The organism is Pseudomonas sp. G5(2012), from assembly GCF_000408945.1.
GTDB classification, from domain to species: Bacteria; Pseudomonadota; Gammaproteobacteria; order Pseudomonadales; family Pseudomonadaceae; genus Aquipseudomonas; species Aquipseudomonas umsongensis.
The window spans coordinates 1-25,684 of record NZ_APIO01000136.1 but is presented as its reverse complement, the minus strand read 5'-3'; the positions used below and the strand labels follow the sequence as shown (position 1 = coordinate 25,684).

Here is a 25,684-nt window from a genome sequence, read left to right as displayed (position 1 = left end):
TTTCAAGGAATCCTTAACAACTTCAACCACTTGCGCCTCAGATCTCTCATCAGCGGGAGGCGAATTCTACAGCGTTACACGCTGCTGTCAACACCTCTTTTTCAACTCCCTTGGCGCCTCGATGAACTGAAGCAACCTGCTGCCGAAAACTACGTAACTCATTGTTTACCAAGGAGTTTTCCGTTTCGACTGCGCCGGAAGTGGGGCGAATTATAGGCTTCCAGAATCTGCCGTCAAGCATTGATTTGGTTTCCTGGCAAAAAGGTACTTGATGCAGAAATAGTCGCCTCTTCCTCTATATAGAAGAGCCCAAACCGGAAAGGATGCCCAGGTGCTTGCCACATAAATGAAAAAGCCCTGCCAGATACGCATCTGAGCAGGGCCTTTTTATGCCTCGAGCAATCCATTTGCACCCGCCGTGAACCCATAAAGGCCTGGAGCGGGAATTATGAACAGCTGAAGACTTGATTGAATGGTGTCCCAGGGCAGGTTCGAACTGCCAACCTTCCCCTTAGGAGGGGGATGCTCTATCCAATTGAGCTACTGAGACACAAGATGCCCGCGAAGAGACGCGTAGCGATAGACGGCGAGCATGTTAACGGGCGAACCTGCCTTTGTCATGTCATGCGTAGGCTTTTTAAGTGTAGGCAGATGTCACGCAAGGGCTTGAAGTTTTAACGAGCGAAGCAGAAGCGAACCAGTGCCCGCGCCGCCAACGAAGCCCACCCCAGGGAAAATCGACCTGCCACCCATCCCAAATGAATCTCATCATACGACTAACACTAGTAAATCGGCCATTTGCCACTATCCTGTACAGATAAGGAACAGTGATCGAATCCGCATGGGATGCCCCTCGGCTTTTTCAGGAGTTACGGGGGCAAAGGACGCGGCCAGAGACACGGACCCGGTGTTTTTTTCAAAACCAGTCCGCATTTCTGACAATTGGTGCTGGCATAACGCCTTTAGCCAGCTCAATATTTGTCACAGAATTGACGCCAATGAACTGGCGATTTTGAGGCATGATGCGTGCCTCTACCAATTCAGGTTGAACATTTGGCCAGAGCGCTTGTCCTATCTGACATCCTGCGGCCAATCCCGAGAACCGCTCCCCTGAACTAACCGGTTAAATATATGCGCCCATTGAAACAGGCAATTTATTCCAGCCGTACGGCTGACAAGTTCGTCGTACGTCTGCCAGACGGAATGCGTGAACGCATTGCCGAGGTGGCTCGCAATCATCACCGCAGCATGAACTCCGAGATCATTGCGCGCCTGGAGCAGAGTCTCATTCAGGAAGGCGCACTGGGCGAAGAGCTGAGCATGCGGCTGGACAGCCCGGAGCTGTCATTGCACGAGCGCGAATTGCTTCAGCGCTTCCGCCAACTCTCTCACCGCCAGCAAAATGCGCTTGTTTCACTGATCGCCCATGATGCCGAAATGACTGCAGACGCCTCCTGATTCATCCCCGCAAGTTCGAGCCAGCCTGATCGCTGGCTTTTTTTTGCCTGAAATTTGGCAAAAAAAAGCCCACCGTAGGGCGGGCTTTGGAACAAGCACCTCAGAGTAGGAAAATCGTTGCCAGCCCCAGGAAGATAAAGAAACCACCACTATCGGTCATGGCGGTAATCATCACACTCGCCCCCATGGCAGGATCACGCCCAAGTCGCGCCAGCGTCATCGGGATCAAGACCCCCATCAACGCCGCCAGCAACAGATTGAGGGTCATGGCAGCGGTCATTACCACGCCGAGCGACCAGCTGCCATAAAGCAGGTAGGCAACTACGCCAATGACTCCCCCCCAAATCACGCCATTGATCAAGGCAACCGCCAACTCCTTGCGCATCAGACGCGAAGTGTTACCTGTACTCACCTGGTCCAGCGCCATGGCCCGAACGATCATGGTGATGGTCTGGTTGCCGGAGTTACCTCCGATACCCGCAACGATCGGCATCAATGCAGCCAGCGCCACCAGCTTCTCGATGGAGCCTTCGAACAGGCCAATTACCCGGGAAGCCACAAATGCGGTAATCAGGTTCACTGCCAGCCAGGCCCAACGGTTACGCAGGGACTTCCAGACCGACGCGAAAATATCCTCTTCTTCACGCAGACCTGCCATGTTGAGAACTTCGTTTTCGCTCTCCTCACGAATCAGGTCGACCATTTCATCAATGGTCAGACGGCCGATCAATTTGCCGTTCTTGTCAACGACGGGGGCCGAAATCAAGTCGTAACGCTCAAACGCCTGGGCAGCATCGTAGGCTTCTTCATCCGGATGGAAACTCACCGGATCGCTGGCCATGACCTCGGAAACCTGCTTATCCGGATCGTTGACCAGCAGGCGCTTGATCGGCAGCACACCCTTGAGCACGCCGTCGTAGTCAACCACGAACAATTTGTCGGTATGGCCTGGCAGCTCCTTCAGGCGTCGCAGGTAGCGCAGGACCACTTCGAGACTGACATCCTCACGGATGGTGACCATCTCGAAGTCCATCAACGCACCGACCTGGTCTTCGTCGTAGGACAACGCCGAGCGCACACGCTCGCGCTGCTGGGCATCGAGGGTCTCCATCAGCTCATGGACGACATCTCGAGGCAGCTCGGAGGCCAGGTCGGCCAGTTCGTCGGCATCCATGTCCTTGGCCGCAGCCAGGAGCTCGTGATCGTCCATGTCGGCGATCAGGGTTTCACGAACCGAATCGGATACTTCGAGCAGGATGTCGCCGTCGCGATCAGCCTTGACCAACTGCCAAAGTGTCAGGCGGTCATCCAGTGGCAGGGCTTCAAGAATATAGGCGACGTCGGCGGAGTGCAGGTCATCGAGCTTGCGTTGCAGCTCAACGAGATTTTGCCGGTGAACCAGGTTTTCGACGCGATCCTGATTCGGACCTTCCTGGCGATGAGTCAGGTCTTCAACTACTCGCTGACGCTGCAACAGCTCAACAACTTGAGCCAGACGGTCCTGCAAGCTTTCCTGCGTTTTCTTTACTTCTACTTCAGACATAGGCGAACTCCACTCCCAGCAGCGGGGTGCGCCGGAAGGATCAATCAGTCAATTCATGATTGGAAAATCGGGGTATTGAGTAACTACTGGGTAAGTCCATGGAGGTAATCCAAAAGCCCCGGCGGGGCTGACGGGCGCAATCATACACCGACTGACGGCTTAAAACGTTAAAAAATCGCGGCTGAAACAAGCGCTTGCGAAACAATCTTGAGCGCGCGCCTGACACTTGAAAGTGCGACGACTCATCTCGAAAAGAAAACACACTAGCGATGGAAAATGCAGGCGCTAGCCTTGATCGGTAGCCGTCACGGAGGACTCGCAATGCCATCGAGATTATCCCGCCTGGGACTCGCCACCCTGCTCTACCTGCCGCTCGAAACACCTGGTGCAACGATTATCCGCTGCGAGAGGGCTGACGGGCGCATCACCTTTACCACGATGAGCTGCGCCATCGACGAAAGCCTTTCCTACCAGAAGGTGAGCCCCTACCGGCCTGGCACGATTATCCCACTTGCGCCGCAACAGCAGCGGCAAACATCGAACCTGAAAATCGATCACCGCGATCCGTTGGTTGTCGGTCAGGCAGTAGACAAATGTGCAAACCTGATCAGCGCCAGCGAGCGCCGCGAAGCAATCATCAATCAGCGCGTGATCGCCGGCATGACCCAACAGGATGTTGAAAGCGCTCTGGGCAAGCCAGACAAGATCAGCATTCGAAACTCAAGCACCCGCTACCACTACCAGGCCAAGCGAGGTCGTAGCGCCAGCATCGAGTTTGACGAAAGAGGATGTACGAAGGGAAAAGCCAAATCCCAGACGGCAAAAAGCCCGCTTTAAAGGCGGGCTTTTTGTTTGTATGGTGCACTCGACAGGATTCGAACCTGTGACCGCTCGGTTCGTAGCCGAGTACTCTATCCAGCTGAGCTACGAGTGCATTTGTGTTTTTAGACCAGATCACAACTGGTTGGAGCCAAGTTATTCACATCACTGCAAACAACTCTTAAATGGTGCACTCGACAGGATTCGAACCTGTGACCGCTCGGTTCGTAGCCGAGTACTCTATCCAGCTGAGCTACGAGTGCATTTGTTGCCGCGCATTATAGGCCGTCTAATCTCTATGTCAAGCACTTTTTCTAGTAATTTCAACAACTTACCGAAGAAGCCAGATTACAACGTACTACGCAAATAATGGCGGAGAACGGGGGATTCGAACCCCCGACACCCTTTTGAGGTGTACTCCCTTAGCAGGGGAGCGCCTTCGGCCACTCGGCCAGCTCTCCGCAACACGGGGCGTATCTTAACCAACCTTTTCCCCGTTTGCAAACATAAAAAACGATAAAAATTAATGGCTTGGTTCTTCGTCCTTCTCTTTCTTTATACGCAGGTAAATTTCCTCACGATGGACCGCAACCTCTTTCGGGGCGTTGACACCGATGCGCACTTGATTTCCTTTGACGCCGAGCACGGTCACGGTGATTTCGCCATCACCAATAATCAGGCTTTCTGCGCACCGACGAGTCAGAATCAGCATACCTTTCTCCTCACGCATTACATTTTCAGGGACAACAGTCTGCAAAAAAAAGGCACTCGACCTACAACCAAAGTGGTCGAAGGCCTACATGCCTGAGTATTGACCAGCGCGAGCAAAAGAACAGCCTTGGGGTCGCGCCGTGCAAAAAAACAAAGGGCGCGGTCAGACCGCGCCCTCTGGCAAACGCATCACTCGCCCTGGCGGACCGGTGCGTCCAGTTCGAAAGCCGTGTGCAAGGCGCGCACAGCCAGTTCCAGGTACTTCTCTTCGATCACCACGGAAACCTTGATTTCCGAAGTCGAGATCATCTGGATGTTGATGGTTTCCTTGGCCAGCGCTTCGAACATGCGGCTGGCGACGCCTGCGTGGGAGCGCATGCCAACGCCGACGATCGACACCTTGGCGATCTTGGTGTCGCCGATGACTTCACGTGCACCCAGCTCGCCAGCGGTTTTCTCCAGCACGGTTTGCGCCGCCTGGTAGTCGTTGCGGTGCACGGTGAAGGTAAAGTCGGTGGTGTTATCGTGCGCGACGTTCTGCACGATCATGTCGACTTCAATGTTCGCGGCGCTGATAGGGCCGAGAATCTTGAAGGCAACGCCTGGGATGTCTGGCACGCCACGGATGGTCAGCTTGGCTTCATCGCGGTTGAAAGCGATACCGGAAATGATCGGCTGTTCCATGGTTTCCTCTTCATCAATAGTAATGAGGGTGCCCGGACCCTCCTTGAAGCTGTGCAATACGCGCAGCGGGACGTTGTACTTGCCGGCGAATTCCACCGCGCGGATCTGCAGAACCTTGGAACCGAGGCTGGCCATTTCCAGCATCTCTTCGAAGGTGATCTTGTCCAGGCGCTGGGCCACGGACACCACGCGCGGGTCTGTGGTGTAGACGCCATCGACGTCGGTGTAGATCTGGCATTCGTCAGCCTTCAGGGCCGCTGCCAGGGCCACGCCGGTGGTGTCGGAACCGCCACGACCGAGGGTGGTGATATTGCCGTGCTCGTCAACGCCCTGGAAACCGGCGACAACCACCACGCGACCGGCCTTAAGGTCACCACGAATCTTCTGGTCGTCAATCTGCAGGATACGCGCTTTGTTGTGTGCGCTATCCGTCAGGATCCGTACCTGGTTGCCGGTGTAGGACACCGCTGGTACACCGCGTTTCATCAACGCCATGGCCAACAGGGCAATCGTCACCTGCTCACCGGTGGAGACGATCACATCCAGCTCGCGAGGAACCGGTTGATCGCCGCCACTGATTTGCTTGGCCAGATCGATCAGACGGTTGGTTTCGCCGCTCATTGCAGACAGCACAACCACCAGGTCATCGCCGGCATCGCGGAATTTCTTAACCTTGTCGGCAACCTGCTCGATTCTCTCGACGGTGCCGACCGAGGTGCCTCCAAATTTCTGTACGATCAAAGCCATTTCAAAGCCGCCTCTGCCCATGAAGGGCGCCCAAATAAACACTCAAACAGCGTTGCGGCCCGCCACTAGACTGCGGACCGCAGACACTGCCTTATAAACCCTGCTCTACAAACGGTACGGTCAGCGCCAGTGCCGCATCCAGGGCGCCAGCGTCGGTACCGCCGCCTTGCGCCATGTCTGGACGACCACCGCCCTTCCCGCCCACTGCCGCAGCGGCCTGTTTCATCAAATCACCGGCTTTGAGTTGGCCAGTCAGGTCTTTGGTTACGCCTGCAACCAGAACGACCTTTTCCTCATGGACACTGCCGAGCAGGATCACTGCGCGGCCGAGTTTGTTTTTCAGTTGATCGACCAGCGCCAGCAGCGCCTTGCCATCCTGCCCGTCCAGACGCACGGCCAGCACTTTCACGCCTTTGACGTCCAAGGCTTGCGCCGACAGGTCGTCACCCGCCGCACTGGCGGCCTTGGCTTGCAACTGCTCGAGTTGCTTCTCCAGCAGACGGTTGCGCTCCAGCACAGCCGACAGCTTGTCGATCAGGTTGTCGCGGCTGCCCTTGACCAGGCTGGCCGCTTCCTTGAGTTGCTCTTCCGCAGCGTTCAGGTAAGCCAGTGCCGCAGCGCCTGTCACTGCTTCGATACGGCGCACGCCAGCAGCCACACCGCCTTCGCTGATGATTTTCAGCAGGCCGATGTCGCCGGTACGGTTGGCGTGGATACCACCGCACAGCTCGACGGAGAAATCGCCCATGCTCAGCACGCGCACGTTGTCGCCGTATTTCTCGCCGAACAGCGCCATGGCGCCTTTCTGCTTGGCGGTTTCGATATCGGTTTCTTCGGTTTCAACTTCGGAGTTCTTGCGAATCTCGGCGTTGACGATGTCTTCCAGCGCTTTGAGCTGCTCAGGCTTGATGGCTTCGAAGTGGCTGAAGTCGAAGCGCAGGCGCTGACTGTCGACCAACGAGCCTTTCTGCTGAACGTGATCGCCCAGCACCTGACGCAATGCGGCGTGCAGCAAGTGAGTCGCCGAGTGGTTCAGCGACGTCGCGTGACGCACTTCGGCATCGACGTGAGTCTCGACCGGAGCACCGACGATCAGGCTACCCGAGTCCAGCACACCGTGGTGCAGGAACGCGCCGCCGGTCTTGGTGGTGTCGCGCACGTCGAAACGTGCAGCGCCAGCCTGGAGGAAGCCGCAATCACCGATCTGCCCGCCGGATTCGGCGTAGAACGGCGTCTGGTTCAGAATAACCACGCCCTCGTCGCCTTCATTCAACACGTCGACCGATTGCCCGTCTTTATAGAGAGCAACGATTTTTGCCGAACCGCTGTGGGCGGTGTAGCCGGTGAACTCGGTGTCCACATCGACCTTGACCAGGCTGTTGTAGTCCATGCCGAAGGAGCTGGCCGAACGGGCACGGACGCGCTGGGCTTCCATCTCGCGCTCGAAGCCTGCTTCGTCGATGGTCAGGTTGCGCTCGCGAGCGATGTCGCCAGTCAGGTCCATCGGGAAACCGTAGGTGTCGTAGAGTTTGAACACTACGTCGCCTGGCACCACGTCGCCCTTCAATTCGGCCAGGTCCTGCTCGAGGATCTTCAGGCCCTGTTCCAGGGTCTTGGCGAATTGTTCTTCTTCGGCCTTGAGCACGCGCTCGATATGCGACTGCTGGGATTTCAATTCAGGGAAAGCTTCGCCCATCTCGGCGACCAGGGCCGCGACGATCTGGTAGAAGAAGCTGCCCTTGGCGCCCAGTTTGTTGCCATGACGGCAAGCGCGGCGAATGATGCGGCGCAGCACATAACCGCGGCCTTCGTTGGACGGCAGCACGCCGTCGGCGATCAGGAAGCCGCAGGAACGAATGTGGTCAGCCACGACTTTCAGCGAAGCCTGGGCATCGTTGGTGCAACCGATGGCCTTGGCCGAAGCGCTCAGCAGGCTCTGGAACAGGTCGATTTCATAGTTCGAGTGAACATGCTGCAGCACGGCACTGATCCGCTCCAGGCCCATGCCGGTGTCCACCGACGGCGCTGGCAGCGGGTGCAACACGCCGTCGGCGGTGCGGTTGAACTGCATGAACACGTTGTTCCAGATTTCGATGTAGCGGTCGCCGTCTTCTTCCGGCGAGCCCGGTGGGCCACCCCAGATGTCGGCGCCGTGATCGTAGAAAATCTCGGTGCAAGGGCCGCACGGGCCGGTATCGCCCATGGTCCAGAAGTTGTCGGAGGCGTAAGGCGCGCCCTTGTTGTCGCCGATGCGAACCATGCGCTCGGCCGGAACCCCGATTTCCTTGGTCCAGATGTCATACGCCTCGTCATCGCTGGCGTAGACAGTGACCCAGAGCTTTTCCTTCGGCAGGTTCAGCCATTTGTCGGAAGTCAGGAAGTTCCAGGCGTAAGTGATGGCGTCACGCTTGAAGTAGTCACCGAAGCTGAAGTTACCCAGCATTTCGAAGAAGGTGTGGTGACGAGCGGTATAACCGACGTTTTCCAGATCGTTGTGCTTGCCGCCGGCGCGCACGCATTTCTGGCTGCTGACGGCGCGGGTGTACGCGCGCTTTTCCTGGCCCAGGAAGCAGTCCTTGAACTGGTTCATCCCCGCGTTGGTGAACAGCAGGGTTGGGTCGTTGCCCGGAATCAAAGAGCTGGAGGCTACACGGGTGTGGCCTTGCTCTTCGAAGAAGCGAAGGAAGGCTTCACGGATTTCTGCGCTTTTCATTAGGTTCTTCCACGGAGGCTGCGGCCAAAGGCCTGTTCGAAACGTCAACAGACGAAGCGACGGCAAAGGGCCGCATTATATCGGCCCTGCGCGCGGGGTACAGCGTGTTTATACGATAGAAACGGTCAATTGGAGCGCTAACGCTATCACTTACTGGAAAAGTCGACGAATGTCGCGACGACCTGCTCGATTTGCGTAGCGCTGACGTCCATGTGCGTGACCATGCGCAGACGAGCGGCAGCACTGAGCTTGATCCCGCGTTCGGCGGCGAATGACTTGAGTGCTTCGGCCCTGTCGCCCATGGCGACGTACACCATGTTGGTCTGCACCGGCTCGACCTCGAAACCTGCTGCACGCAGGCCTTGCGCCAGCAATTGGGCGTTGGCGTGGTCGTCAGCCAGGCGCTGGACGTTGTGGTCCAGCGCGTACAGGCCCGCCGCCGCCAGGATCCCGGCCTGGCGCATGCCGCCGCCGACCATCTTGCGCAGGCGCCGTGCCTTGCCGATCAGCTCTGCCGAACCGCACAACACCGAACCCACCGGCGCACCCAGGCCTTTGGACAGGCACACCGAGACGGAATCGAAATGCCGGGTGATTTCCCGCGCATCGACACCCAGCTTGACCGCCGCGTTGTAGAGCCGCGCACCGTCCAGATGCAGTTGCAACCCGTGTTCGCGGGTAAAGCTGCGCGCCCGTGCCAGGTATTCGAGGGGCAGGACCTTGCCCTGCATGGTATTTTCCAGCGCCAGCAAACGGGTGCGGGCAAAATGGAAGTCGTCCGGCTTGATCGCTGCCGCGACCTGCGCAAGGTCCAGCGAGCCATCGGCCTGCACTTCCAGCGGCTGTGGCTGGATCGAGCCAAGTACCGCCGCCCCGCCACCTTCGTACTTATAGGTGTGAGCCTGCTGGCCGACGATGTATTCGTCACCGCGCTCGCAATGGGCCATCAAGCCCAGCAGGTTGCTCATGGTGCCCGTCGGGACAAACAGTGCGGCAGCAAAACCCAGGCGATTTGCCAGCTCGGCTTCCAGTCGATTGACCGTCGGGTCTTCGCCATACACGTCGTCACCGGTGACGGCGGTGGCCATCGCCTCGAGCATGCCAGGGGTGGGTTGGGTGACGGTGTCGCTGCGAAGATCGATAACGCTCATGAATCTGGCCTCGGTTAGCAGGGGGAAATCCCTTTCAGACGGGAAGTACTGCGGCCATACCCACCAATATTCAACCCTTGGGCAGCAATCGACTTGCTGTTTCGACGAAAAAGTCGATAACAATCATCGGATAGCAGCCATGCACAGATGAGAAATATGTGATAAAAAAGCTTCGCCGCCTAACAATCTGGCGGCAAAACGTTCTCAGGGCGGGGTGCAACTCCCCACCGGCGGTAATTGCGTGCAACACGCATAGCCCGCGAGCGCTTGGTGACAGACACGGCCTTTGCCGTGCATGGCGACAAGGTCAGCAGACCCGGTGTGATCCCGGGGCCGACGGTCATAGTCCGGATGAAGAGAGAACGGGATTGGCGCCAAAGGGCCGTCCGCACTCATGCGAGTGTGCGTACCCTTAAATCCCATTCGATTCATAAGCCCTGTTTTTCACACAAACAGGAATCAGAACATGCAACCCACCGCAATCGACAGCAAAAGCAAACACCACCATGGCGAACGCGTTGCGTTCATCCAGGCCTGCTGGCACAAGGACATTGTCGACCAGAGCCGTAAAGGCTTCGTCGCTGAAATGATTGCCCAGGGTTATCAGGAGTCCGACATCGACTTCTTCGAAGTCGGCGGCGCCTTTGAAATGCCCCTGCACGCCAAGTTGCTGGCCAAGACCGGCCGTTATGCCGGCATCGTCGCGGCAGCCCTGGTGGTTGACGGCGGGATCTACCGTCACGAGTTCGTCGCCCAGTCGGTCGTCAGCGGCCTGATGCAGGTGCAACTGGAAACGGAAGTGCCAGTATTCTCGGTATCGCTGACCCCGCACCACTTTCATGCGGGTGAAGAACTGCATCATAAGTTCTTCTTCGAGCATTTCGTGCATAAGGGTCAGGAAGCAGCGAAGACGTGCGCGGATACGCTGATGAAGATCCGTAGCCTGCGTCGCACTGAACCGCGCGCCGTAGCTGTCTAAACACTGAACCTGTGGGAGCGAGCCTGCTCGCGATGGTCGTCAACGATTACGCGGGAAGTCTGGCTCCCCGCGGCGCTCTCGGATAAATCGCGAGCAGGCTCGCTCCCACAGTGGTTTTGTGTTGTCCTTAGGCGAGGTTTTCGTCGGTGGTCGGCACGATCAGGATGCCGGCACGCAGGCCATTCTTCACCTTGGGGTTCGGGAAGATGATCCGGGCGCCCTCCTCCTCGATGATCCAGCGGGTATTGGCGATGTCTTCCGCCAGCAAGTAACCCACTTCCAGCTCCGAAAAGTTCTCGATATCCACTGGCAGGTTCAGGCGGAAGTTGTCGCTGTGCTTGATGATTTCCCGTGCCACGCTGAACAGCTGCAAACCGTCCAACGCCTCTTCCGCCAACTCCGGCTCGGTGCCTTCGATGATCTGTTTGAGACGGTTTTCCAGCAAGGAAACGTTCACCCCGTCGTTCTGCCCGAACGGTCGCGCCTTGCCCAGTTCGAGGGTAAAGGACTCGGCTCCGAGCTTGTCGTAGGTATAGGAACTGAAGACGATGGACGGCTTGTTCTGCAACAGCACCGCCTCCATGCCTGCGGCGCGAAGCCGGGCCAGTTCCTGGCGTGAATGCTGGCGATCTTCCTTCCAGGGGTACAAGGCGAACTGTTCGATTTTCGAGCCGCGAATCGCCGTGTGCAAATCATAGTGCAGTCGCTGACGATCCGGCAGGCTGAAGAAACTGGCCGCCAGACGCTCCAGCTCACAGGCGCGCAGCGCTTCGGAGCCACTGCTTTGTTCGTGACGGCCATTGAACAGCCGATTGACGTCCTGCTCGACGAAACGCTCGCCCTTGCGAATGGCTTCAGGGTTACCGAACAGGAACAGAATGCGGGCACGCGGCTTCAGGTCGCCGCGGGCGATGTCATGCAACAGGCGATCGAGCAGTTCGATCGGCGCTGTTTCGTTGCCGTGGATACCGGCCGATAAAAGCAGGTCCAGGCCATTATCACGGGCTTGCGGCGGTCGCACTTCCAGCGCACCTTCGCTCAACCAGCGCATGCGCACGCCTTCGACAGTCAGTTGAGTCTTCTCCGCCGGTTCGCGGCCGGCGAGGGTCAGTTCAAGCAGTTTGCCGAGGGCGAGCATAGAGCGGTTTCCTTAATGGTCGTGATTGCAATCCGGGCCGTGAACGTGTTCCTCGTCGTCGCCGAGGTCAGCCGGTTCCATCTCCAGTTGCAGACTTACCAGATTAGTCGCCAATGGGCGCAACAGCAGGTTGGCGTATTCAGCATCGCCTTCTTCGACGTCCACGCCGATCAGCAATTGGCCACGACCATCGTGCTGGATCCACAGCTCTTTGCCTTGCCACATGACCGCGACGCGGGTGCAGGACGTTTCCAGTTGCGTGCCGTCGGTGTCTTCAAGGATCAGCTGCAGTTTGTCGCTCATGTCTTTTACGCTCTCAGTGGAGATGAAGCGGCGCGCCGTCGTGCATGACAACGCGCCGCCGATCAATTGATCTGGAATGGATAAACCGCGCCCAGTTTAAGGATTTGCGTCAGTTCATCCAGTGCCGTCCGGCACTCGAGCAGCAATTGCGGGTCCGCCAGATCGTTTTCGGTCATGCGGTCGCGGTAGTGCTTCTCGACCCATTCGGTCAGGGTGCCGTACAACGGTGCCGTCATGATAACGCCTGGGTTGACGGCCGCCAGCTCGGTTTCGTTGAGCGCAACACGCAACCTCAGGCAGGCAGGCCCACCGCCGTTCTGCATGCTCTGCTTGAGATCGAAGACTTTCACTTCGCTGATCTGGCCGCCGGAGCTGGTCAAACCCTGCAGGTATTGCCATACGCGCTCGTTGCCACGGCATTCTTCCGGCACGATCAACAGCATGGAACCGTCAGGACGCGACAGCAACTGGCTATTGAACAGGTAGGAACGCACCGCGTCTTCGACGGTTACCGCGGAACGCGGTACACAGATCGATTGAAATTTCCCACCGACCTTGGCGAGTTTGCTCTGCAGTTCGGCGAGCATTTTCTCGGTCTCGAGGAAAGCGTCCTCGTGATAGAACAGCACTTCACCGTTACCGACCGCGATCACGTCATTGTGGAACACGCCCTGGTCGATCACCGACGGGTTCTGCTGGGCGTAGACCACGCCGTCATCGCTCAGGCCGTGCAGGCGAGCGACTGCCTGCGACGCTTCGAGAGTCTGGCGCGCCGGGTATTTCTGCGGTGCCGGGTAGCGGGTGTCGAAAGCACTGCGACCGAACACGAAGAATTCGACACCGGCTTCGCCGTATTCACGGCAGAAACGCGTGTGGTTGGCTGCGCCTTCGTCACCGAACTGCGCCACGGCCGGCAGCGCGGCGTGGTGGGCGAAGTGCTTCTGGTCGGCGAACATGGCGCCCAACACGCGACTGGTGGTTGGGTGCTCGATGCTGCGGTGGTACTTGCAGTTGAGGTTGGCGGCGGTGAAATGCACGCGGCCATCCGCGGTGTCGGCGCTCGGGCTGACGGTGGCCGCGTTGGCCACCCACATGCTTGAAGCCGAGCAGCTGGCGACCAGCAATGGCATGGCTTCCTTGGCGGCGCGCTCGATGACTTGAGCGTCGGTGCCACTGAAACCGAGGCGACGCAGGGCAGCCACGTCCGGACGTTCCTGTGGCGCCAGCACGCCCTGTTGAAAGCCCATGTCCATCAGCGCTTTCATCTTCGCCAGGCCTTGCAGCGCCGCTTCCTTCGGATTGGAAGACTGCTGGCTGTTGCTCTGGGACGCGACGTTACCGTAGGACAGGCCGCCGTAGTTATGGGTCGGCCCCACTAGACCGTCAAAATTGACTTCATAGGATTTCATCAGCGAGGCTCCACGAGAATCTGTTTGTTATAGGCTTCTGGTAACAATTGAGTAAGACCGCGTGGCGACCTTCGCGAGCAGGCTCGCTCCCACAGGGACATACATTCCAATGTGGGAGCGAGCCTGCTCGCGAATGGCATCACGCCATTTTCACGCCAGGCGTGAGGGCCGCCGGCAACACCAGGCTCGGGGTTTCCAGTGAGGCCACCGGGTATGCGCAGTAATCCGCCGCATAGTAGGCGCTGGCGCGGTGGTTGCCCGAGGCGCCGACGCCACCGAATGGCGCGCTGCTGGCCGCGCCGGTCAATTGCTTGTTCCAGTTGACGATACCGGCGCGGCTTTCCAGCCAGAACTGCTGGTAGCGCGCTTCGGAATCCGACAACAGCCCGGCGGCCAGGCCGTATTCGGTGTCGTTGGCTTCAACGATCGCCGCTTCAAAATCAGCGTAGCGGATCACTTGCAGCAACGGGCCGAACAGCTCTTCGTCCGGGCGCTCAGCGACTGCCGTGACGTCCAGAATGCCCGGGGTCAGCAAGGCGGACTGCGCTTGCGGCTGAGTCATTTCCAGCAGCGCCACGGCGCCGTTGGCCAGCAAATGCTCCTGGGCATCCATCAACGCTTTAGCCGCGCCGAGGGAAATCACCGAGCCCATGAAAGGCGCCGGTTGCTGATCGAACGCGCCGACTTCAATCGTCGAGCTGACCGCCACCAGGCGCGCCAGCAATGTGTCGCCCCAGGCGCCCTGCGGCACCAGCAAGCGGCGGGCACAGGTGCAGCGCTGGCCGGCGGAGATGAACGCCGACTGGATAATGGTGTAGACAGCGGCATCGAGATCGGCGACCTGATCCACCAACAGCGGATTGTTACCCCCCATCTCCAGGGCAAGGATCTTGTCCGGACGACCGGCAAATTGCTGGTGCAGGTGATTGCCGGTACGGCTGGAACCCGTGAAGAACAGGCCGTCGATGCCCGGGTTCGCCGCCAGGGCGATACCGGTTTCGCGAGCGCCCTGCAGCAGGTTCAGCACGCCCGCCGGCAAACCGGCCTCGATCCAGCACTTGACCGTCAGTTCGGCGACTTTCGGCGTCAGCTCACTTGGCTTGAACAGCACACAGTTACCGGCCAGCAAGGCCGGCACGATGTGCCCGTTCGGCAAGTGCCCAGGGAAATTGTAGGGCCCGAACACCGCCACCACACCGTGCGGTTTGTGGCGCAGCACGGCGGTGGCCTCGCCCAGCGGGCCGCTCTTCTCGCCAGTGCGCTCACGGTAGCTCTGCACCGAGATCGCAATCTTGTTGACCATGCTGGTGACTTCGGTGGCGGCTTCCCACAGGGGCTTGCCGGTTTCCTCACCGATGGCATGCGCCAGTTCGTCCGCGTGATTTTTCAGCGCTGCGGCAAAGGCTTCCAACACCGAAATACGTTCTTGCAGGGGGCGACGGGCCCAGCCCGGGAACGCCTGACGCGCAGCCTGTACCGCCGATTCGACCTGATCCGCGGTGGCACCGTTGCCAGACCAAAGGACTTGCTGGGTCACCGGGTTCAGCGACTCAAAGGCTTCGCCCTGACCTGCCAGCCATTCACCTGCGATGTATAGCGATTTCATTATTTCGACTCCCGAGCAGCAGACAACGCCACGGCGCGCACTTGATCGCCTGCGTTGAGTTGAAGACGTTTGGCGGTCAGCGGGTCGACCACCAGCGTGCCGGCGGCCAGACGTGCCGGAGCGGCAGTGATGCGGCAGTCTTCGCGCTTGCGGTTGTGAATGATGAACGGCGTGGCGTCGTCACCCGGCGTGCCGATAGCCAGCACCAGCGCCTGGCTGTCGCGCACGGCGCGGATCTTGCCGGTTTCGCACTCGATGGCCGGGCCCGCGTCGAAAATGTCGACGTAGCCCTGGTAGCTGAAACCTTCGCTCTTGAGCATGGCCAGCGCCGGCTCGGTGTCCGGGTGCACCTGGCCAATCACGTTACGCGCATCGGGCGACAGGAAGCAGGTGTACAGCGGAAACTTCGGCATCAGCTCGGCAATGAAGGCCTTGTTGCCCACGCCGGTCAGATAGTCAGCCTGACTGAATTCCATCTTGAAGAAGTGCCGACCCAGGCTTTCCCAGAACGGTGAACGCCCGGCTTCATCGGAAACCCCGCGCATCTCGGCAATGATCTTGTTGCCAAACAGTTGCGGGAACTCGGCGATGAACAGCATCCGCGCCTTGGACAACATGCGGCCATTGAGGCCACTGCGGTAATCGGCATGCAGGAACAGCGAGCACAGCTCGGAATTGCCGGTCAGGTCGTTGGCCAGGAACAGCGTCGGGATTTCACGGTAGATGTTCAGCTCTTGCGAAGCACTGACCGTCAGGCCGACCCGGAAGTTGTACCAGGGCTCACGCAGGCCCACGGCGCCAGCGATGGCGGAAATGCCCACCACGCGGCCATTGTCGTCTTCGAGCACGAACAGGTAGTCCGCATCGGCTCGCCCGGCTTCGCCACGGAAGGTCTTCTCGGCCCAACCGACCCGGTGGGCCAGACGCTCTTCGTTGGCCGGCAAGGTGGTCAGGCCGGTGCCGGTGCTGCGGGCCAGGTCGATCAGAGCGGGTAAATCGCTGCTGCGTACGGGACGAACGATCATGCTATCTCCTCAAACGGGCCGCTTGCGCCACCCGTGAAACTCGCTGCTTTTCAGGCATTTTTTTCAAGCAGGCGTTAAACCGCCACCAGGCGCACGCTCGCACCTTCACCGACACCCAGGGTTTCGGCCGCTTCCAGATCCAGGGTCACGGGCTTACCCGGCGCGTAATCGAGCTCGAGCATGATTGCGCGGTAATCCTGCAACTGGGCATTGGCCACCAGGTATTGTCGACCGGCACCCTTGACCGGCTCACCGATTTTCACCGGCACCACACGGCTCTGGGCGATCGAACGGATCCCCGAGACACGGGCATGCAAGGTCGGGCCGCCATCGAAGATGTCGATGTAGTGATCGGTTTCGAAGCCTTCGCGCATCAGGATGTCGAAGGTGATCTGCGCCCTAGGGTGCACCTGGCCCATGGCTTCCTGAGCAGAGTCCGGCAGCAACGGGACGTAGATCGGGTAGTGCGGCATCAGTTCGGCGAGGAAGGTCCGGCTCTTCAGGCCGCACAGACGTTCGGCTTCGGCGTAGTTGAGATCGAAGAAGTTGCGGCCGATGGCATCCCAGAACGGCGAATCGCCATTTTCGTCGCTGTAGCCGACAATCTCGGTCACCACTGAATCGGCGAAGCGCTCCGGGTGGCTGGCCACGAACAGCAAGCGGCCACGTGAGTTGAGCTCGGCCCACGGTGAACCCACCAGCTCACGCTGCACGTAGAAACTGGTCAACAGGCTGTTGCCCGTGAGGTCGTGGCACTGCGAGAGCACGTGGATCTTGTTATGAATCTTCAGCTCGCGGGAGGCGTGCACGAAGGTTTCATTACGGAAACTGTAGAACGGCTCGGAATAACCCGCCGAGGCGACAATCGCCGAACAGCCCACCAACTTGCCGGTGGCCGTGTCTTCAAGCACGAAGAAATAGCTCTCTTCACCGTTGAAGCTGACTTCGGCAGCGAACGAGGCTTCGCTCGCGGCGATCTTGTCGCTCAGGCGTTCAACGTCATCCGGCAAGGAAGTGACACCAATCGGGCTGTCCGCAGCCAGACGCTGTACCTCGCCCAGATCAGCCATTTGCGCGGGGCGCATCACCAGCATGGTGTCACTCCTTTCTCATACTCTTGAGGAAAATAAGCCGGACCCTTGTGGGAGCGAGCCTGCTCGCGAAGGTATGTCAGCAACATTGATGTCGACTGAAACACCTTCGCGAGCAGGCTCGCTCCCACATAAAAAACGGGCCCGGCATAAAAATTGGGTTCGACGCCTGACTTGCAGGCGTCGAAGGATCTATCAGGCTTGCGTCAGTTTTGCCGCGGCACGTTCGAAACGGTCCAGACCTTCGTCGATGTCCGCGTCTTCGACCACCAGGCTTGGCGCGAAACGCACCACGTCCGGGCCGGCTTGCAGCACCATCAGGCCTTCTTTTTCAGCGGCGTTGAAAATGTCCTTGGCCTTGCCTTTCCAGGCATCGCTCAGTACGCAACCGATCAACAGCCCCAGGCCACGAACCTGGGTGAACAGACCGTACTTCTCGCCGATCTGCTCAAGGCGTGCCTTGAACTTGTCGTGCTTGGCATTGACGCCGGCCAGCACTTGGGGTGTGTTGATCACATCGATCACGGCTTCGGCGACTGCGCACGCCAGCGGGTTGCCGCCGTAGGTGGTGCCGTGGGTGCCGACAACCAGATGCTTGGCCAGGTCTTCGGTGGTCAGCATTGCCGCGATCGGGAAACCGCCGCCCAGGCTCTTGGCGCTGGTCAGGATGTCCGGAATCACGCCGTAATGCTGATAGGCAAACAGATGGCCGGTACGGCCCATGCCGGTTTGCACTTCGTCGAAGATCAACAGCGCGTTGTGCGCGGTGCAGAGTTCGCGGGCACCTTGCAGGTATTCGAGTTCCGCCGGGATCACACCGCTCTCACCCTGGATCGGCTCCAGTACCACGGCGCAGGTCTTGTCGGAAATGGCAGCTTTCAGCGCGGCCAGGTCGTTGTACGGCACATGGGTGATACCGGTGATTTTCGGACCGAAGCCATCGGAGTACTTCGACTGGCCACCGACGTTCACGGTGAACAGGGTACGGCCGTGGAAGCTGTTGAGCGCGGCGATGATCTCGTACTTCTCGCTGCCGAAGCGGTCGAAACCGACACGACGGGCCAGCTTGAAGGCCGCTTCGTTGGCTTCGGCGCCAGAGTTGCAGAAGAAAGCACGCTCGGCAAAGGTGGCATCGACCAGCTTATGGGCCAGGCGCAGGGCCGGCTCATTGGTGAACACGTTGGACACGTGCCACAGCTTGTTGGCCTGCTCGGTCAAGGCACCGACCAGCGCCGGATGTGCGTGGCCCAATACGTTGACGGCGATCCCGCCGGCGAAGTCGACCAGCTCGCGACCGGACTGGTCCCAAACGCGGGAACCGGCGCCACGCACGGGAATGAAGGCGGCTGGCGCATAGTTGGGAACCATTACCTGATCGAAATCGGCGCGTTCTACCGCAGCGTGCTCAACGGACATCGGAGTCTCCTGAAGAGAATACACTCGCCTGAAACTGGCGAGCTTGGTGAGGATTGTAAGGACAGTTTTCAGCCCGGCCTTGCCGCCAAGCGACAACTTCTTATAGCGCAAACCCCGGTTTTCCCGTGGTTTACGGCAATGCGACATATAGGGTCGCAAAGGCGCAGTTTAAACTGTCGCGTGCGTTTATAGGCAGTTCTGCGGGAAACCGATGCCCCTGTAGGAGCTGCCGCAGGCTGCGATCTTTTGATTTTGGTTTCAAGATCAAAAGATCGCAGCCTGCGGCAGCTCCTACAAGGGATGGCGCACGGGCGCTGGGATTAGCCGCGTTCCGACGGAACCGACGACAATTCGAACGGGCTGCTGCTGCGCCGCTGGTTACGATCTTCGCGCGGCGTGGCGCCGAAGAAATTGCGGTAGGCGCTGGAGAAGTGCGGGCCCGAAGAGAAACCACAGGACAGGCCGATCTGGATGATCGACTTGCTGGTTTGCATCAACATCTGCCGCGCCTTGTTCAGGCGAAGTTCCAGGTAGTACTGGCTCGGCACGCGGTTGAGGTATTGCTTGAAGATCCGTTCCAGTTGTCGACGGGACACGCACACATGCTGGGCGATTTCGTCTGTGGTCAGCGGCTCTTCAATGTTCGCTTCCATCAGCAGCACCGCCTGGGTGAGCTTTGGATGACTGGAGCCCAGGCGGTTCTGCAATGGGATGCGTTGGCGCTCACCGCCTTCGCGAATACGCTCGACCACCAATTCTTCCGACACCGCGCCGGCCAGTTCGGCGCCGTGATCGCGAGCCAGTACCGCCAACAGCAAGTCGAGCACCGACATGCCGCCACAGGCGGTCAGGCGATCGCGATCCCAATCGAACAGATGACTGGTGGCGATGACTTTCGGAAAACGTTCGGCGAAATCGTCCTGCCAGCGCCAGTGCACCGCAGCGCGGTAGCCGTCGAGCAAGCCCAGTTGCGCCAACGGATAAACACCGGCCGACAGCCCGCCGATCACACAACCGGCACGCACCAACTGCTTGAGCGCACTGCTCAGGGCCGGCGCGAGACTGGTCGGCGGCTCATCGGCGAGCAGGAACAGTTTCTGGAAGTTTTCGAGCTTGCCGGCCCACGGTTCACCGGGCAATTGCCACTGACCTTCGCCCTGCGGTTCGGCCTGCAGGAACGACAGCTCATAAACCACGTCAGGATGCACACGCTGGGCAACCCGCAAGGCCTCCTCAGCCAGCGCCAGCGTCAGTGCTTTTGTGCTGGGCCATATCAGGAAACCTATTCGATGGGCAGTCATGGGCGAGCGATCCGAAGCGAAGAACAGTGATGAAGGCATGGGCCAATGCTAGCCCGTAAATGAACACAAATCTCAAAAGCCCGCACAGATCCCCTGTAGGAGCTGTCGAGTGAAACGAGGCTGCGTTCTTTTGACGTGAACAATCAACATCAAAAGATCGCAGCCTTCGGCAGCTCCTACGAGGTGCACAACGAGAGTCTTGATTACTTCAGGCTACCCGAAAGGAACTGTTGCAAACGTTCGGACTGTGGATTGACCAGCACCTCACGCGGGTTGCCGCTTTCTTCAACAACGCCTTTGTGCAGGAACACCAGCTGGTTCGACACTTCACGGGCGAAGCCCATTTCGTGGGTCACCACGACCATGGTCCGGCCTTCCTGGGCCAGGGCCTGCATGACCTTCAGCACGTCACCGACCAGTTCCGGGTCGAGGGCCGAAGTCGGTTCGTCGAACAGCATCACCTCAGGTTCCATCGCCAGCGCACGGGCGATCGCCACACGCTGCTGTTCGCCGCCGGACATATGGCCCGGGTAAGCATCTTTACGATGAGCGACGCCCACTTTGTTCAGGTAGTGCTCGGCTTTTTCGCGAGCTTCGGCCTTGGACACACCGAGCACGTGAACCGGCGCTTCCATGATGTTTTCCAGCGCGGTCATGTGCGACCACAGGTTGAAATGCTGGAACACCATCGACAGGCGCGAACGCATGCGTTGCAGCTGTTTCGGGTCGGCGGCCTTCAGCGCGCCGTCCTTGTTCGCCACCAGCTTCAGCTCTTCGTTGTTGAGCAGGATCTTGCCGGCGTGCGGCTGTTCCAGCAGGTTGATGCAGCGCAGGAAGGTACTCTTGCCGGAGCCACTGGAGCCGATGATGCTGATCACATCGCCGGCCGCCGCTTTCAGGGACACGCCCTTGAGCACTTCGTGACTGCCATAGCGTTTATGCAGGTCTTGGACTTCAAGCTTGTACATGCGGTCGGTTCTCACAAAAACAGTCAGTCAGTCGTTGAGCAAGCGCCCGTGACGCAGCGCTTCGCGCCCCGCCACCTTGGCCAGCCAGAAACCGGGTTGGGCGTAACGCAGCCGTTCAATGGCAAACAGCACCCCGGACGTACCAGCACACACCGTGCTGACCCGATCCGCCAGCGGATCGATCACTTCGAAAATTTCATCGCCCGCCTCAACCCATTCACCGGGTTTGCGCAGGAAACTCACCACACCCGGATGCGGGGCGAACAGCAGTTCGGTGCCTTCGAACGGCAGGCCTTCGCAAGGTTCGTGCGCCGCGTTCGGCCACTCGCCACTGATCAGGCCTTGCTCGGCGAGGAACGCCAGGATGCCTTCGGCGTGAGCCTCGGATTGCGCGCGACCGGTGTCGGCCTGACCACCCAATTCAATGGTAGTCGCCAGGCACGCCAGCGGAATCTGCGCATCCGGGAACAGACGCGACAGGCGCAGCCACGGCAGCGAACAGGCTTCGTCGAAGGAGCTGCCGCCGGAATCTTCCGCCAGCAAGCCAACCTTCACATCCAGGTGCGCCGCCAGCGAGCGCCACTGTGGCCAGTGCTGCGGCAAGGCGTACATGTGCAGCGCGGCTTCGGCATCGCAATGCAGGTCCAGCACCACATCGGCGGTGCAGGCGTGGCTGAGCAGAACACGCTGCATGCCTTGCAACTGACTGCTCGCCTCAGGCAATGCCGCCAGGTGATCACTCATGGCCTGGCGGATCAAACGAATATTGGCGTGCGGATCGTCACCCAGATGCCCATCAAGTTGCGCAGCCACTGGCGCGCTCAACTCAACGAAATCCCGATTGAAATTCTTGCCGCTACCGGCCTCGAAACGCCCTTGATGATTGCCCTGAAGCAACTGGCCGAGGCCCAGTGGATTGGCCACCGGCACCAACTCGATCACACCGTTCAACAGACCTTGGGCTTCAAGTTCGGCCAGGCGTTTCTTCAGGGCCCAGGCGGTGCGCATGCCCGGCAATTCATCGGCGTGCAGGCTGGCCTGGATGTAAGCCTTGCGCTCGCCACCACCGAAGCGGAATACCGAAATCCGGCGTTCGCTACCGAGGTGGCTCCACGGCAAAGCATGATCGATGCGTTCCATATCAGTGCTTCCGCGGGGCCAGGTAGCCCAGCCAGCGGCGCTCGGCCATCTTGAACAACTTCACCAGGATGAAGGTCAGGCACAGGTAGAACACGCCGGCGGTGATGTAAGCCTCGAACGGCAGGTAGAACTGGGCGTTGACCGTGCGCGCAGCACCGGTAATGTCGATCAGGGTCACGATGGACGCCAGGCTGGTGGTCTGCAACATCATGATCACTTCGTTGCTGTACTGCGGCAGCGCACGGCGCAGGGCCGACGGCAGCAGGATGCGCTTGTACATCTTGACCCGCGACATGCCCATGGCCTTGGCTGCTTCGATCTCGCCGTTCGGCGTAGCGCGCAGGCTGCCGGCGATGATTTCGGCGGTGTAGGCGCTGGTGTTGATCGCGAACGCCAGGCACGCGCAGAACGTTGCGCTGGACAGCCACGGCCACAAGAAGCTTTCGCGAACGGCTTCGAACTGTGCCAGGCCGTAGTAGATCAAGAACAGCTGCACCAGCATCGGCGTGCCGCGGATCACGTAGGTGTAGAGCCACGCCGTCATGTTGACCACGGCGTTTTTCGAGACGCGCATCAGGCCCAGCGGCAACGCACACAGCAGGCCGAAGAACAGCGACAGCGCGAGCAACTTGAGGGTGGTCACCAGGCCGCCAAAGTACAGCGGCAAGGCCTCCCAAATGACGTTGTAGTCGAAGATCATAGCTCAGCCGCCCTTACGCCTACCGAGTAGCGCTTCTCGAGGTGACGCAATGCCAGCAACGAGACACTGGTGATCACCAGGTACATCGCCGCCACTGCGAGGAAGAAGGTGAAAGGCTCACGGGTAGCATCTGCCGCCTGCTTGGCCTTGAACATCATGTCTTGCAGGCCCACCACCGAAATCAGCGCGGTAGCCTTGGTCAGCACCAGCCAGTTGTTGGTGAAACCGGGAATTGCCAGGCGAATCATCTGCGGTACCAACACCCGGAAGAACACCTGGAAACTGCTCATGCCATAGGCCATGCCCGCTTCGGCCTGCCCCTTGGGGATCGCCATGAACGCGCCACGGAAGGTTTCCGACAGGTAGGCACCAAAGATGAAGCCCAGGGTGCCGATACCGGCGGCCAAGGGGTTCAGGTCGATGTATTCGTCATAACCCAGCATCGGCGCGACGCGGTTGAGCAGGTCCTGGCCGCCGTAGAAAATCAGCAGGATCAGCACCAGGTCTGGAATGCCGCGAATCACCGTGGAATACAGGTCGCCCAGCCAGGCCAGCCAGCGCACTGGCGACAGGCGCAGCGCCACGCCAATCAGGCCCAGGACAATGGCCAGGGCCATGGACGACAAGGCGAGCTGAAGCGTCAGCCAAACGCCATCGAGGATGACAGCCCCGTAGCCTTTCAACATGATTCAGGTCCTCGAAAGTTGGGATGAAAAAATGGCGCAAACCTCAGAGATCCTGTTGCTTGCGCCATTTCGGACTTGTCGTTGCGACGTACTTACTTACCGTAAATGTCGAAATCGAAGTACTTGTCCTGGATTTGCTTGTACTTGCCGTTCTCGCGAATGGCGGCGATCGCGGTGTTGATCTTGTCTTTCAGCGCGTCACCCTTGCGAACGGCGATACCCACGCCGTCGCCGAAGTATTTGACGTCAGTGAAGGCAGGCCCCACGAAGGCGAAACCTTTACCTGCGTCGGTTTTCAGGAAGCCGTCATTCAACAGGGTAGCGTCTGCCACGGTGCCGTCGAGGCGGCCGGCGGCCACGTCGAGATAAATTTCGTTCTGCGAGCCGTAAGGCTTGATTTCGGCACCCAGCGGGGCCAGCACTTCACGGGCGAAACGCTCGTGGATCGAACCACGTTGCACGCCGATGTTCTTGCCCTTGAGCTCAGCCAGGTTGTCGCCCACCTGAGTACCGGCCTTCATGACCAGGCGCGCCGGGGTGTTGTAGTACTTGTTGGTGAAGTCCACGGACTTCTTGCGGTCTTCAGTGATCGACATGGACGACAGGATCGCGTCGATCTTGCGCACCTTCAGCGCAGGGATCAGACCGTCGAACTCTTGTTCAACCCACACGCACTTGACCTTCATCTCTTCGCACAGGGCGTTACCGATGTCGTAGTCGAAACCCACGATGCTGCCGTCCGGCGCTTTCGAAGCGAACGGAGGGTAAGCCGCTTCGATACCGATCTTCAGAGGTTTTTCATCGGCGAAGGATGGCAGGGACAGCACGGCGGACATAGCCAGGGCGCCAAGCAGCACGAGTTTCTTCATCTTGGGACTCCATCGGTAAAGGGCTAAAACGGCAGAGTGAGCGATAGCCCAATATGCGAATGAGTGGAACCGGAAAGCGTTGCTGCGTCCTGGGATGCGGGTGTTGAAATTCAACTCGGGCAACGACGAGCAAGTGATCGGCATTCTAACGACAGGCCCGAAGCCGATATTTCTTCAATGCGACAACTAATTACAGAAGCACCGAGAAAGCCGCCCGGGCACGTTGACAGCCTTGCAGAATCATGCAAGAGCAAAAGACAGTGAACCGATCAATATTGCAAGTTGCGGGCCTATTATTGGCAAACCCTTCTAATCCGGCAAGCGCAGCGTGGATTCTTATTGTTTGTGGAGGCCCCCAACAGGGCTTGGCGTTTCCCAATGCCCCGAATCGGCGCAGCGCGGTTACACATTCAGTAACTTGAAAGCTCGCGGGTAACAGTAGGAAACCTCCTACAGGGGAAGCCGATAATTATTGGCTCATGTTTATTTGGCGCCTGACAGTCCGCCTTCGCGAGCAGGCTCGCTCCCACAGTTTTTTGATCACCACCAATCCCCTGTGGGAGCGAGCCTGCTCGCGAAGAGGCCAGCACTGCCACACTAAACAGTCAGCCAACAAAAAGCCCCACCAGGCTCACACCTGGCAGGGCTTCGATGGACGCTGAAGGCTACTTACGCCACATTCATCGTCTTGTGCGTATCAATCAAATGCTGCACCACCCCCGGATCGGCCAGGGTGGAGATATCGCCCAGGCCATCGTACTCAGCGGTAGCAATCTTGCGCAGGATGCGCCGCATGATCTTGCCCGAGCGGGTCTTCGGCAGCCCCGGTGCCCACTGGATCACATCCGGCGAGGCAATCGGGCCGATCTCCTTGCGCACCCAGTTCTTCAGCTCCAGGCGCAGTTGCTCGCTGGTCTCCTCGCCCGCGTTCAGGGTGACGTAGACATAAATGCCCTGGCCCTTGATGTCGTGCGGCACACCGACCACCGCCGCTTCGGCGACTTTCGGGTGGGCGACCATCGCGCTTTCGATCTCGGCGGTACCCATGCGGTGGCCGGAGACGTTTAGCACGTCGTCGACGCGACCGGTGATCCAGTAGTAACCATCGGCATCGCGACGGGCGCCGTCACCGGTGAAGTACATGCCACGGAAGGTCTTGAAGTAAGTGTCGACGAAACGGTCGTGATCGCCATACAGCGTACGCGCCTGGCCTGGCCACGAATCGAG

The 25,684-nt window shown here is 59.2% G+C and carries 21 protein-coding genes, 4 tRNA genes, 1 pseudogene and 1 riboswitch; of the genes and pseudogenes, 3 read left to right on the top strand and 23 right to left on the bottom strand.

Annotated features, from left to right (window positions below; all coding sequences use genetic code 11):
* Positions 1 to 473 precede the first annotated feature (473 nt).
* Positions 474 to 550, bottom strand: a tRNA-Arg gene (locus tag PG5_RS29725).
* A gap of 581 nt (positions 551 to 1,131) precedes the next feature.
* Between PG5_RS29725 and PG5_RS29720 the strand changes: the two genes are divergently transcribed.
* On the top strand, positions 1,132 to 1,458 hold the full coding sequence (locus PG5_RS29720) for an Arc family DNA-binding protein (RefSeq protein ID WP_008066583.1): 327 nt from the start codon (positions 1,132 to 1,134) through the stop codon (positions 1,456 to 1,458).
* A 100-nt stretch (positions 1,459 to 1,558) separates the two neighbouring features.
* Here PG5_RS29720 and mgtE read toward each other — a convergent pair whose 3' ends face one another.
* A complete protein-coding gene (mgtE, locus tag PG5_RS29715; RefSeq protein WP_020800785.1) occupies positions 1,559 to 3,001 on the bottom strand; it encodes a magnesium transporter in 1,443 nt (480 codons plus the stop codon).
* 321 nt (positions 3,002 to 3,322) lie between these two features.
* Here mgtE and PG5_RS29710 point away from each other — a divergent pair, with 321 nt between their 5' ends.
* A complete protein-coding gene (locus PG5_RS29710; RefSeq protein ID WP_020800784.1) occupies positions 3,323 to 3,838 on the top strand; it encodes a hypothetical protein in 516 nt (171 codons plus the stop codon).
* 20 nt (positions 3,839 to 3,858) lie between these two features.
* Here the strand turns inward: PG5_RS29710 and PG5_RS29705 are convergent.
* The 7 genes from PG5_RS29705 to ltaE all read right to left on the bottom strand — a co-directional run bounded on the left by PG5_RS29705 (position 3,859) and on the right by ltaE (position 9,826).
* Positions 3,859 to 3,935 (bottom strand) — tRNA-Arg (locus PG5_RS29705).
* Between the two features lie 71 nt (positions 3,936 to 4,006).
* Positions 4,007 to 4,083: transfer RNA gene (locus PG5_RS29700), tRNA-Arg, on the bottom strand.
* A 107-nt stretch (positions 4,084 to 4,190) separates the two neighbouring features.
* A tRNA-Ser gene (locus PG5_RS29695) sits at positions 4,191 to 4,281 on the bottom strand.
* Between the two features lie 62 nt (positions 4,282 to 4,343).
* A complete protein-coding gene (gene csrA, locus PG5_RS29690) occupies positions 4,344 to 4,532 on the bottom strand; it encodes a carbon storage regulator CsrA (RefSeq protein WP_002554426.1) in 189 nt (62 codons plus the stop codon).
* Positions 4,533 to 4,720: 188 nt separating this feature from the next.
* Positions 4,721 to 5,962: an aspartate kinase gene (locus PG5_RS29685; protein ID WP_008057978.1), complete on the bottom strand. Its 1,242-nt coding sequence runs from the start codon at positions 5,960 to 5,962 to the stop codon at positions 4,721 to 4,723.
* Between the two features lie 91 nt (positions 5,963 to 6,053).
* The gene (gene alaS / locus PG5_RS29680; RefSeq protein ID WP_020800783.1) at positions 6,054 to 8,675 is read right to left on the bottom strand and encodes an alanine--tRNA ligase; all 2,622 of its coding nucleotides are present in this window, start codon (positions 8,673 to 8,675) and stop codon (positions 6,054 to 6,056) included.
* Positions 8,676 to 8,821: 146 nt separating this feature from the next.
* A complete protein-coding gene (ltaE, locus tag PG5_RS29675; protein WP_020800782.1) occupies positions 8,822 to 9,826 on the bottom strand; it encodes a low-specificity L-threonine aldolase in 1,005 nt (334 codons plus the stop codon).
* Positions 9,827 to 10,022: 196 nt separating this feature from the next.
* Positions 10,023 to 10,194: riboswitch (FMN riboswitch) on the top strand.
* Between the two features lie 98 nt (positions 10,195 to 10,292).
* Between ltaE and PG5_RS29670 the strand changes: the two genes are divergently transcribed.
* A complete protein-coding gene (locus PG5_RS29670; RefSeq protein ID WP_020800781.1) occupies positions 10,293 to 10,805 on the top strand; it encodes a 6,7-dimethyl-8-ribityllumazine synthase in 513 nt (170 codons plus the stop codon).
* Positions 10,806 to 10,932: 127 nt separating this feature from the next.
* Here PG5_RS29670 and astE read toward each other — a convergent pair whose 3' ends face one another.
* From astE to PG5_RS29600, 14 genes and pseudogenes are all read right to left on the bottom strand, one after another.
* A complete protein-coding gene (astE, locus tag PG5_RS29665) occupies positions 10,933 to 11,943 on the bottom strand; it encodes a succinylglutamate desuccinylase (RefSeq protein WP_020800780.1) in 1,011 nt (336 codons plus the stop codon).
* Between the two features lie 12 nt (positions 11,944 to 11,955).
* The gene (locus PG5_RS29660) at positions 11,956 to 12,246 is read right to left on the bottom strand and encodes a hypothetical protein (protein WP_008057983.1); all 291 of its coding nucleotides are present in this window, start codon (positions 12,244 to 12,246) and stop codon (positions 11,956 to 11,958) included.
* A 62-nt stretch (positions 12,247 to 12,308) separates the two neighbouring features.
* Positions 12,309 to 13,655: an N-succinylarginine dihydrolase gene (gene astB / locus PG5_RS29655; RefSeq protein ID WP_020800779.1), complete on the bottom strand. Its 1,347-nt coding sequence runs from the start codon at positions 13,653 to 13,655 to the stop codon at positions 12,309 to 12,311.
* Between the two features lie 139 nt (positions 13,656 to 13,794).
* Positions 13,795 to 15,264, bottom strand: coding sequence for a succinylglutamate-semialdehyde dehydrogenase (gene astD / locus PG5_RS29650; protein ID WP_177326155.1), 1,470 nt, complete (start codon positions 15,262 to 15,264; stop codon positions 13,795 to 13,797).
* Complete coding sequence (astA, locus tag PG5_RS29645; protein WP_020800777.1) at positions 15,261 to 16,286, bottom strand: arginine N-succinyltransferase; 1,026 nt, start codon at positions 16,284 to 16,286, stop codon at positions 15,261 to 15,263. The genes astD and astA overlap by 4 nt, the downstream gene beginning before the upstream one ends.
* A 74-nt stretch (positions 16,287 to 16,360) precedes the next feature.
* Positions 16,361 to 17,380 (bottom strand): arginine/ornithine succinyltransferase subunit alpha, encoded by a 1,020-nt coding sequence (gene aruF, locus PG5_RS29640; RefSeq protein WP_020800776.1) that lies wholly within the window; start codon positions 17,378 to 17,380, stop codon positions 16,361 to 16,363.
* A 192-nt stretch (positions 17,381 to 17,572) separates the two neighbouring features.
* Complete coding sequence (locus tag PG5_RS29635) at positions 17,573 to 18,793, bottom strand: aspartate aminotransferase family protein (protein ID WP_020800774.1); 1,221 nt, start codon at positions 18,791 to 18,793, stop codon at positions 17,573 to 17,575.
* A 320-nt stretch (positions 18,794 to 19,113) separates the two neighbouring features.
* Positions 19,114 to 20,094 (bottom strand): transcriptional regulator ArgR, encoded by a 981-nt coding sequence (gene argR / locus PG5_RS29630; RefSeq protein ID WP_033043292.1) that lies wholly within the window; start codon positions 20,092 to 20,094, stop codon positions 19,114 to 19,116.
* 203 nt (positions 20,095 to 20,297) lie between these two features.
* Positions 20,298 to 21,062, bottom strand: coding sequence for an ABC transporter ATP-binding protein (locus PG5_RS29625; protein ID WP_007971015.1), 765 nt, complete (start codon positions 21,060 to 21,062; stop codon positions 20,298 to 20,300).
* Between the two features lie 27 nt (positions 21,063 to 21,089).
* Positions 21,090 to 22,202, bottom strand: a complete 1,113-nt coding sequence (locus PG5_RS29620; protein ID WP_020800772.1) for a M14 family metallopeptidase — start codon at positions 22,200 to 22,202, stop codon at positions 21,090 to 21,092.
* Between the two features lies 1 nt (position 22,203).
* Complete coding sequence (locus PG5_RS29615; protein WP_020800771.1) at positions 22,204 to 22,902, bottom strand: ABC transporter permease; 699 nt, start codon at positions 22,900 to 22,902, stop codon at positions 22,204 to 22,206.
* Entirely contained in the window at positions 22,899 to 23,588 is a 690-nt protein-coding gene (locus PG5_RS29610; RefSeq protein ID WP_008058010.1) for an ABC transporter permease, read from the bottom strand. The genes PG5_RS29615 and PG5_RS29610 overlap by 4 nt, the downstream gene beginning before the upstream one ends.
* A 92-nt stretch (positions 23,589 to 23,680) precedes the next feature.
* The gene (locus PG5_RS29605; RefSeq protein WP_020800770.1) at positions 23,681 to 24,457 is read right to left on the bottom strand and encodes an ABC transporter substrate-binding protein; all 777 of its coding nucleotides are present in this window, start codon (positions 24,455 to 24,457) and stop codon (positions 23,681 to 23,683) included.
* A 669-nt stretch (positions 24,458 to 25,126) separates the two neighbouring features.
* Positions 25,127 to 25,684: pseudogene (locus tag PG5_RS29600) on the bottom strand (AMP-binding protein); the annotation flags it as partial.

Bases quoted from the DNA above. Each gene is read 5' to 3' on its own strand.
- PG5_RS29720 (WP_008066583.1), top strand. From the start codon at position 1,132: ATGCGCCCATTGAAACAGGCAATTTATTCCAGCCGTACGGCTGACAAG.
- mgtE (WP_020800785.1), bottom strand. From the start codon at position 3,001: ATGTCTGAAGTAGAAGTAAAGAAAACGCAGGAAAGCTTGCAGGACCGT.
- PG5_RS29710 (WP_020800784.1), top strand. From the start codon at position 3,323: ATGCCATCGAGATTATCCCGCCTGGGACTCGCCACCCTGCTCTACCTG.
- csrA (WP_002554426.1), bottom strand. From the start codon at position 4,532: ATGCTGATTCTGACTCGTCGGTGCGCAGAAAGCCTGATTATTGGTGAT.
- PG5_RS29685 (WP_008057978.1), bottom strand. From the start codon at position 5,962: ATGGCTTTGATCGTACAGAAATTTGGAGGCACCTCGGTCGGCACCGTC.
- alaS (WP_020800783.1), bottom strand. From the start codon at position 8,675: ATGAAAAGCGCAGAAATCCGTGAAGCCTTCCTTCGCTTCTTCGAAGAG.
- ltaE (WP_020800782.1), bottom strand. From the start codon at position 9,826: ATGAGCGTTATCGATCTTCGCAGCGACACCGTCACCCAACCCACCCCT.
- PG5_RS29670 (WP_020800781.1), top strand. From the start codon at position 10,293: ATGCAACCCACCGCAATCGACAGCAAAAGCAAACACCACCATGGCGAA.
- astE (WP_020800780.1), bottom strand. From the start codon at position 11,943: ATGCTCGCCCTCGGCAAACTGCTTGAACTGACCCTCGCCGGCCGCGAA.
- PG5_RS29660 (WP_008057983.1), bottom strand. From the start codon at position 12,246: ATGAGCGACAAACTGCAGCTGATCCTTGAAGACACCGACGGCACGCAA.
- astB (WP_020800779.1), bottom strand. From the start codon at position 13,655: ATGAAATCCTATGAAGTCAATTTTGACGGTCTAGTGGGGCCGACCCAT.
- astA (WP_020800777.1), bottom strand. From the start codon at position 16,286: ATGATCGTTCGTCCCGTACGCAGCAGCGATTTACCCGCTCTGATCGAC.
- aruF (WP_020800776.1), bottom strand. From the start codon at position 17,380: ATGCTGGTGATGCGCCCCGCGCAAATGGCTGATCTGGGCGAGGTACAG.
- PG5_RS29635 (WP_020800774.1), bottom strand. From the start codon at position 18,793: ATGTCCGTTGAGCACGCTGCGGTAGAACGCGCCGATTTCGATCAGGTA.
- argR (WP_033043292.1), bottom strand. From the start codon at position 20,094: ATGACTGCCCATCGAATAGGTTTCCTGATATGGCCCAGCACAAAAGCA.
- PG5_RS29625 (WP_007971015.1), bottom strand. From the start codon at position 21,062: ATGTACAAGCTTGAAGTCCAAGACCTGCATAAACGCTATGGCAGTCAC.
- PG5_RS29620 (WP_020800772.1), bottom strand. From the start codon at position 22,202: ATGGAACGCATCGATCATGCTTTGCCGTGGAGCCACCTCGGTAGCGAA.
- PG5_RS29615 (WP_020800771.1), bottom strand. From the start codon at position 22,902: ATGATCTTCGACTACAACGTCATTTGGGAGGCCTTGCCGCTGTACTTT.
- PG5_RS29610 (WP_008058010.1), bottom strand. From the start codon at position 23,588: ATGTTGAAAGGCTACGGGGCTGTCATCCTCGATGGCGTTTGGCTGACG.
- PG5_RS29605 (WP_020800770.1), bottom strand. From the start codon at position 24,457: ATGAAGAAACTCGTGCTGCTTGGCGCCCTGGCTATGTCCGCCGTGCTG.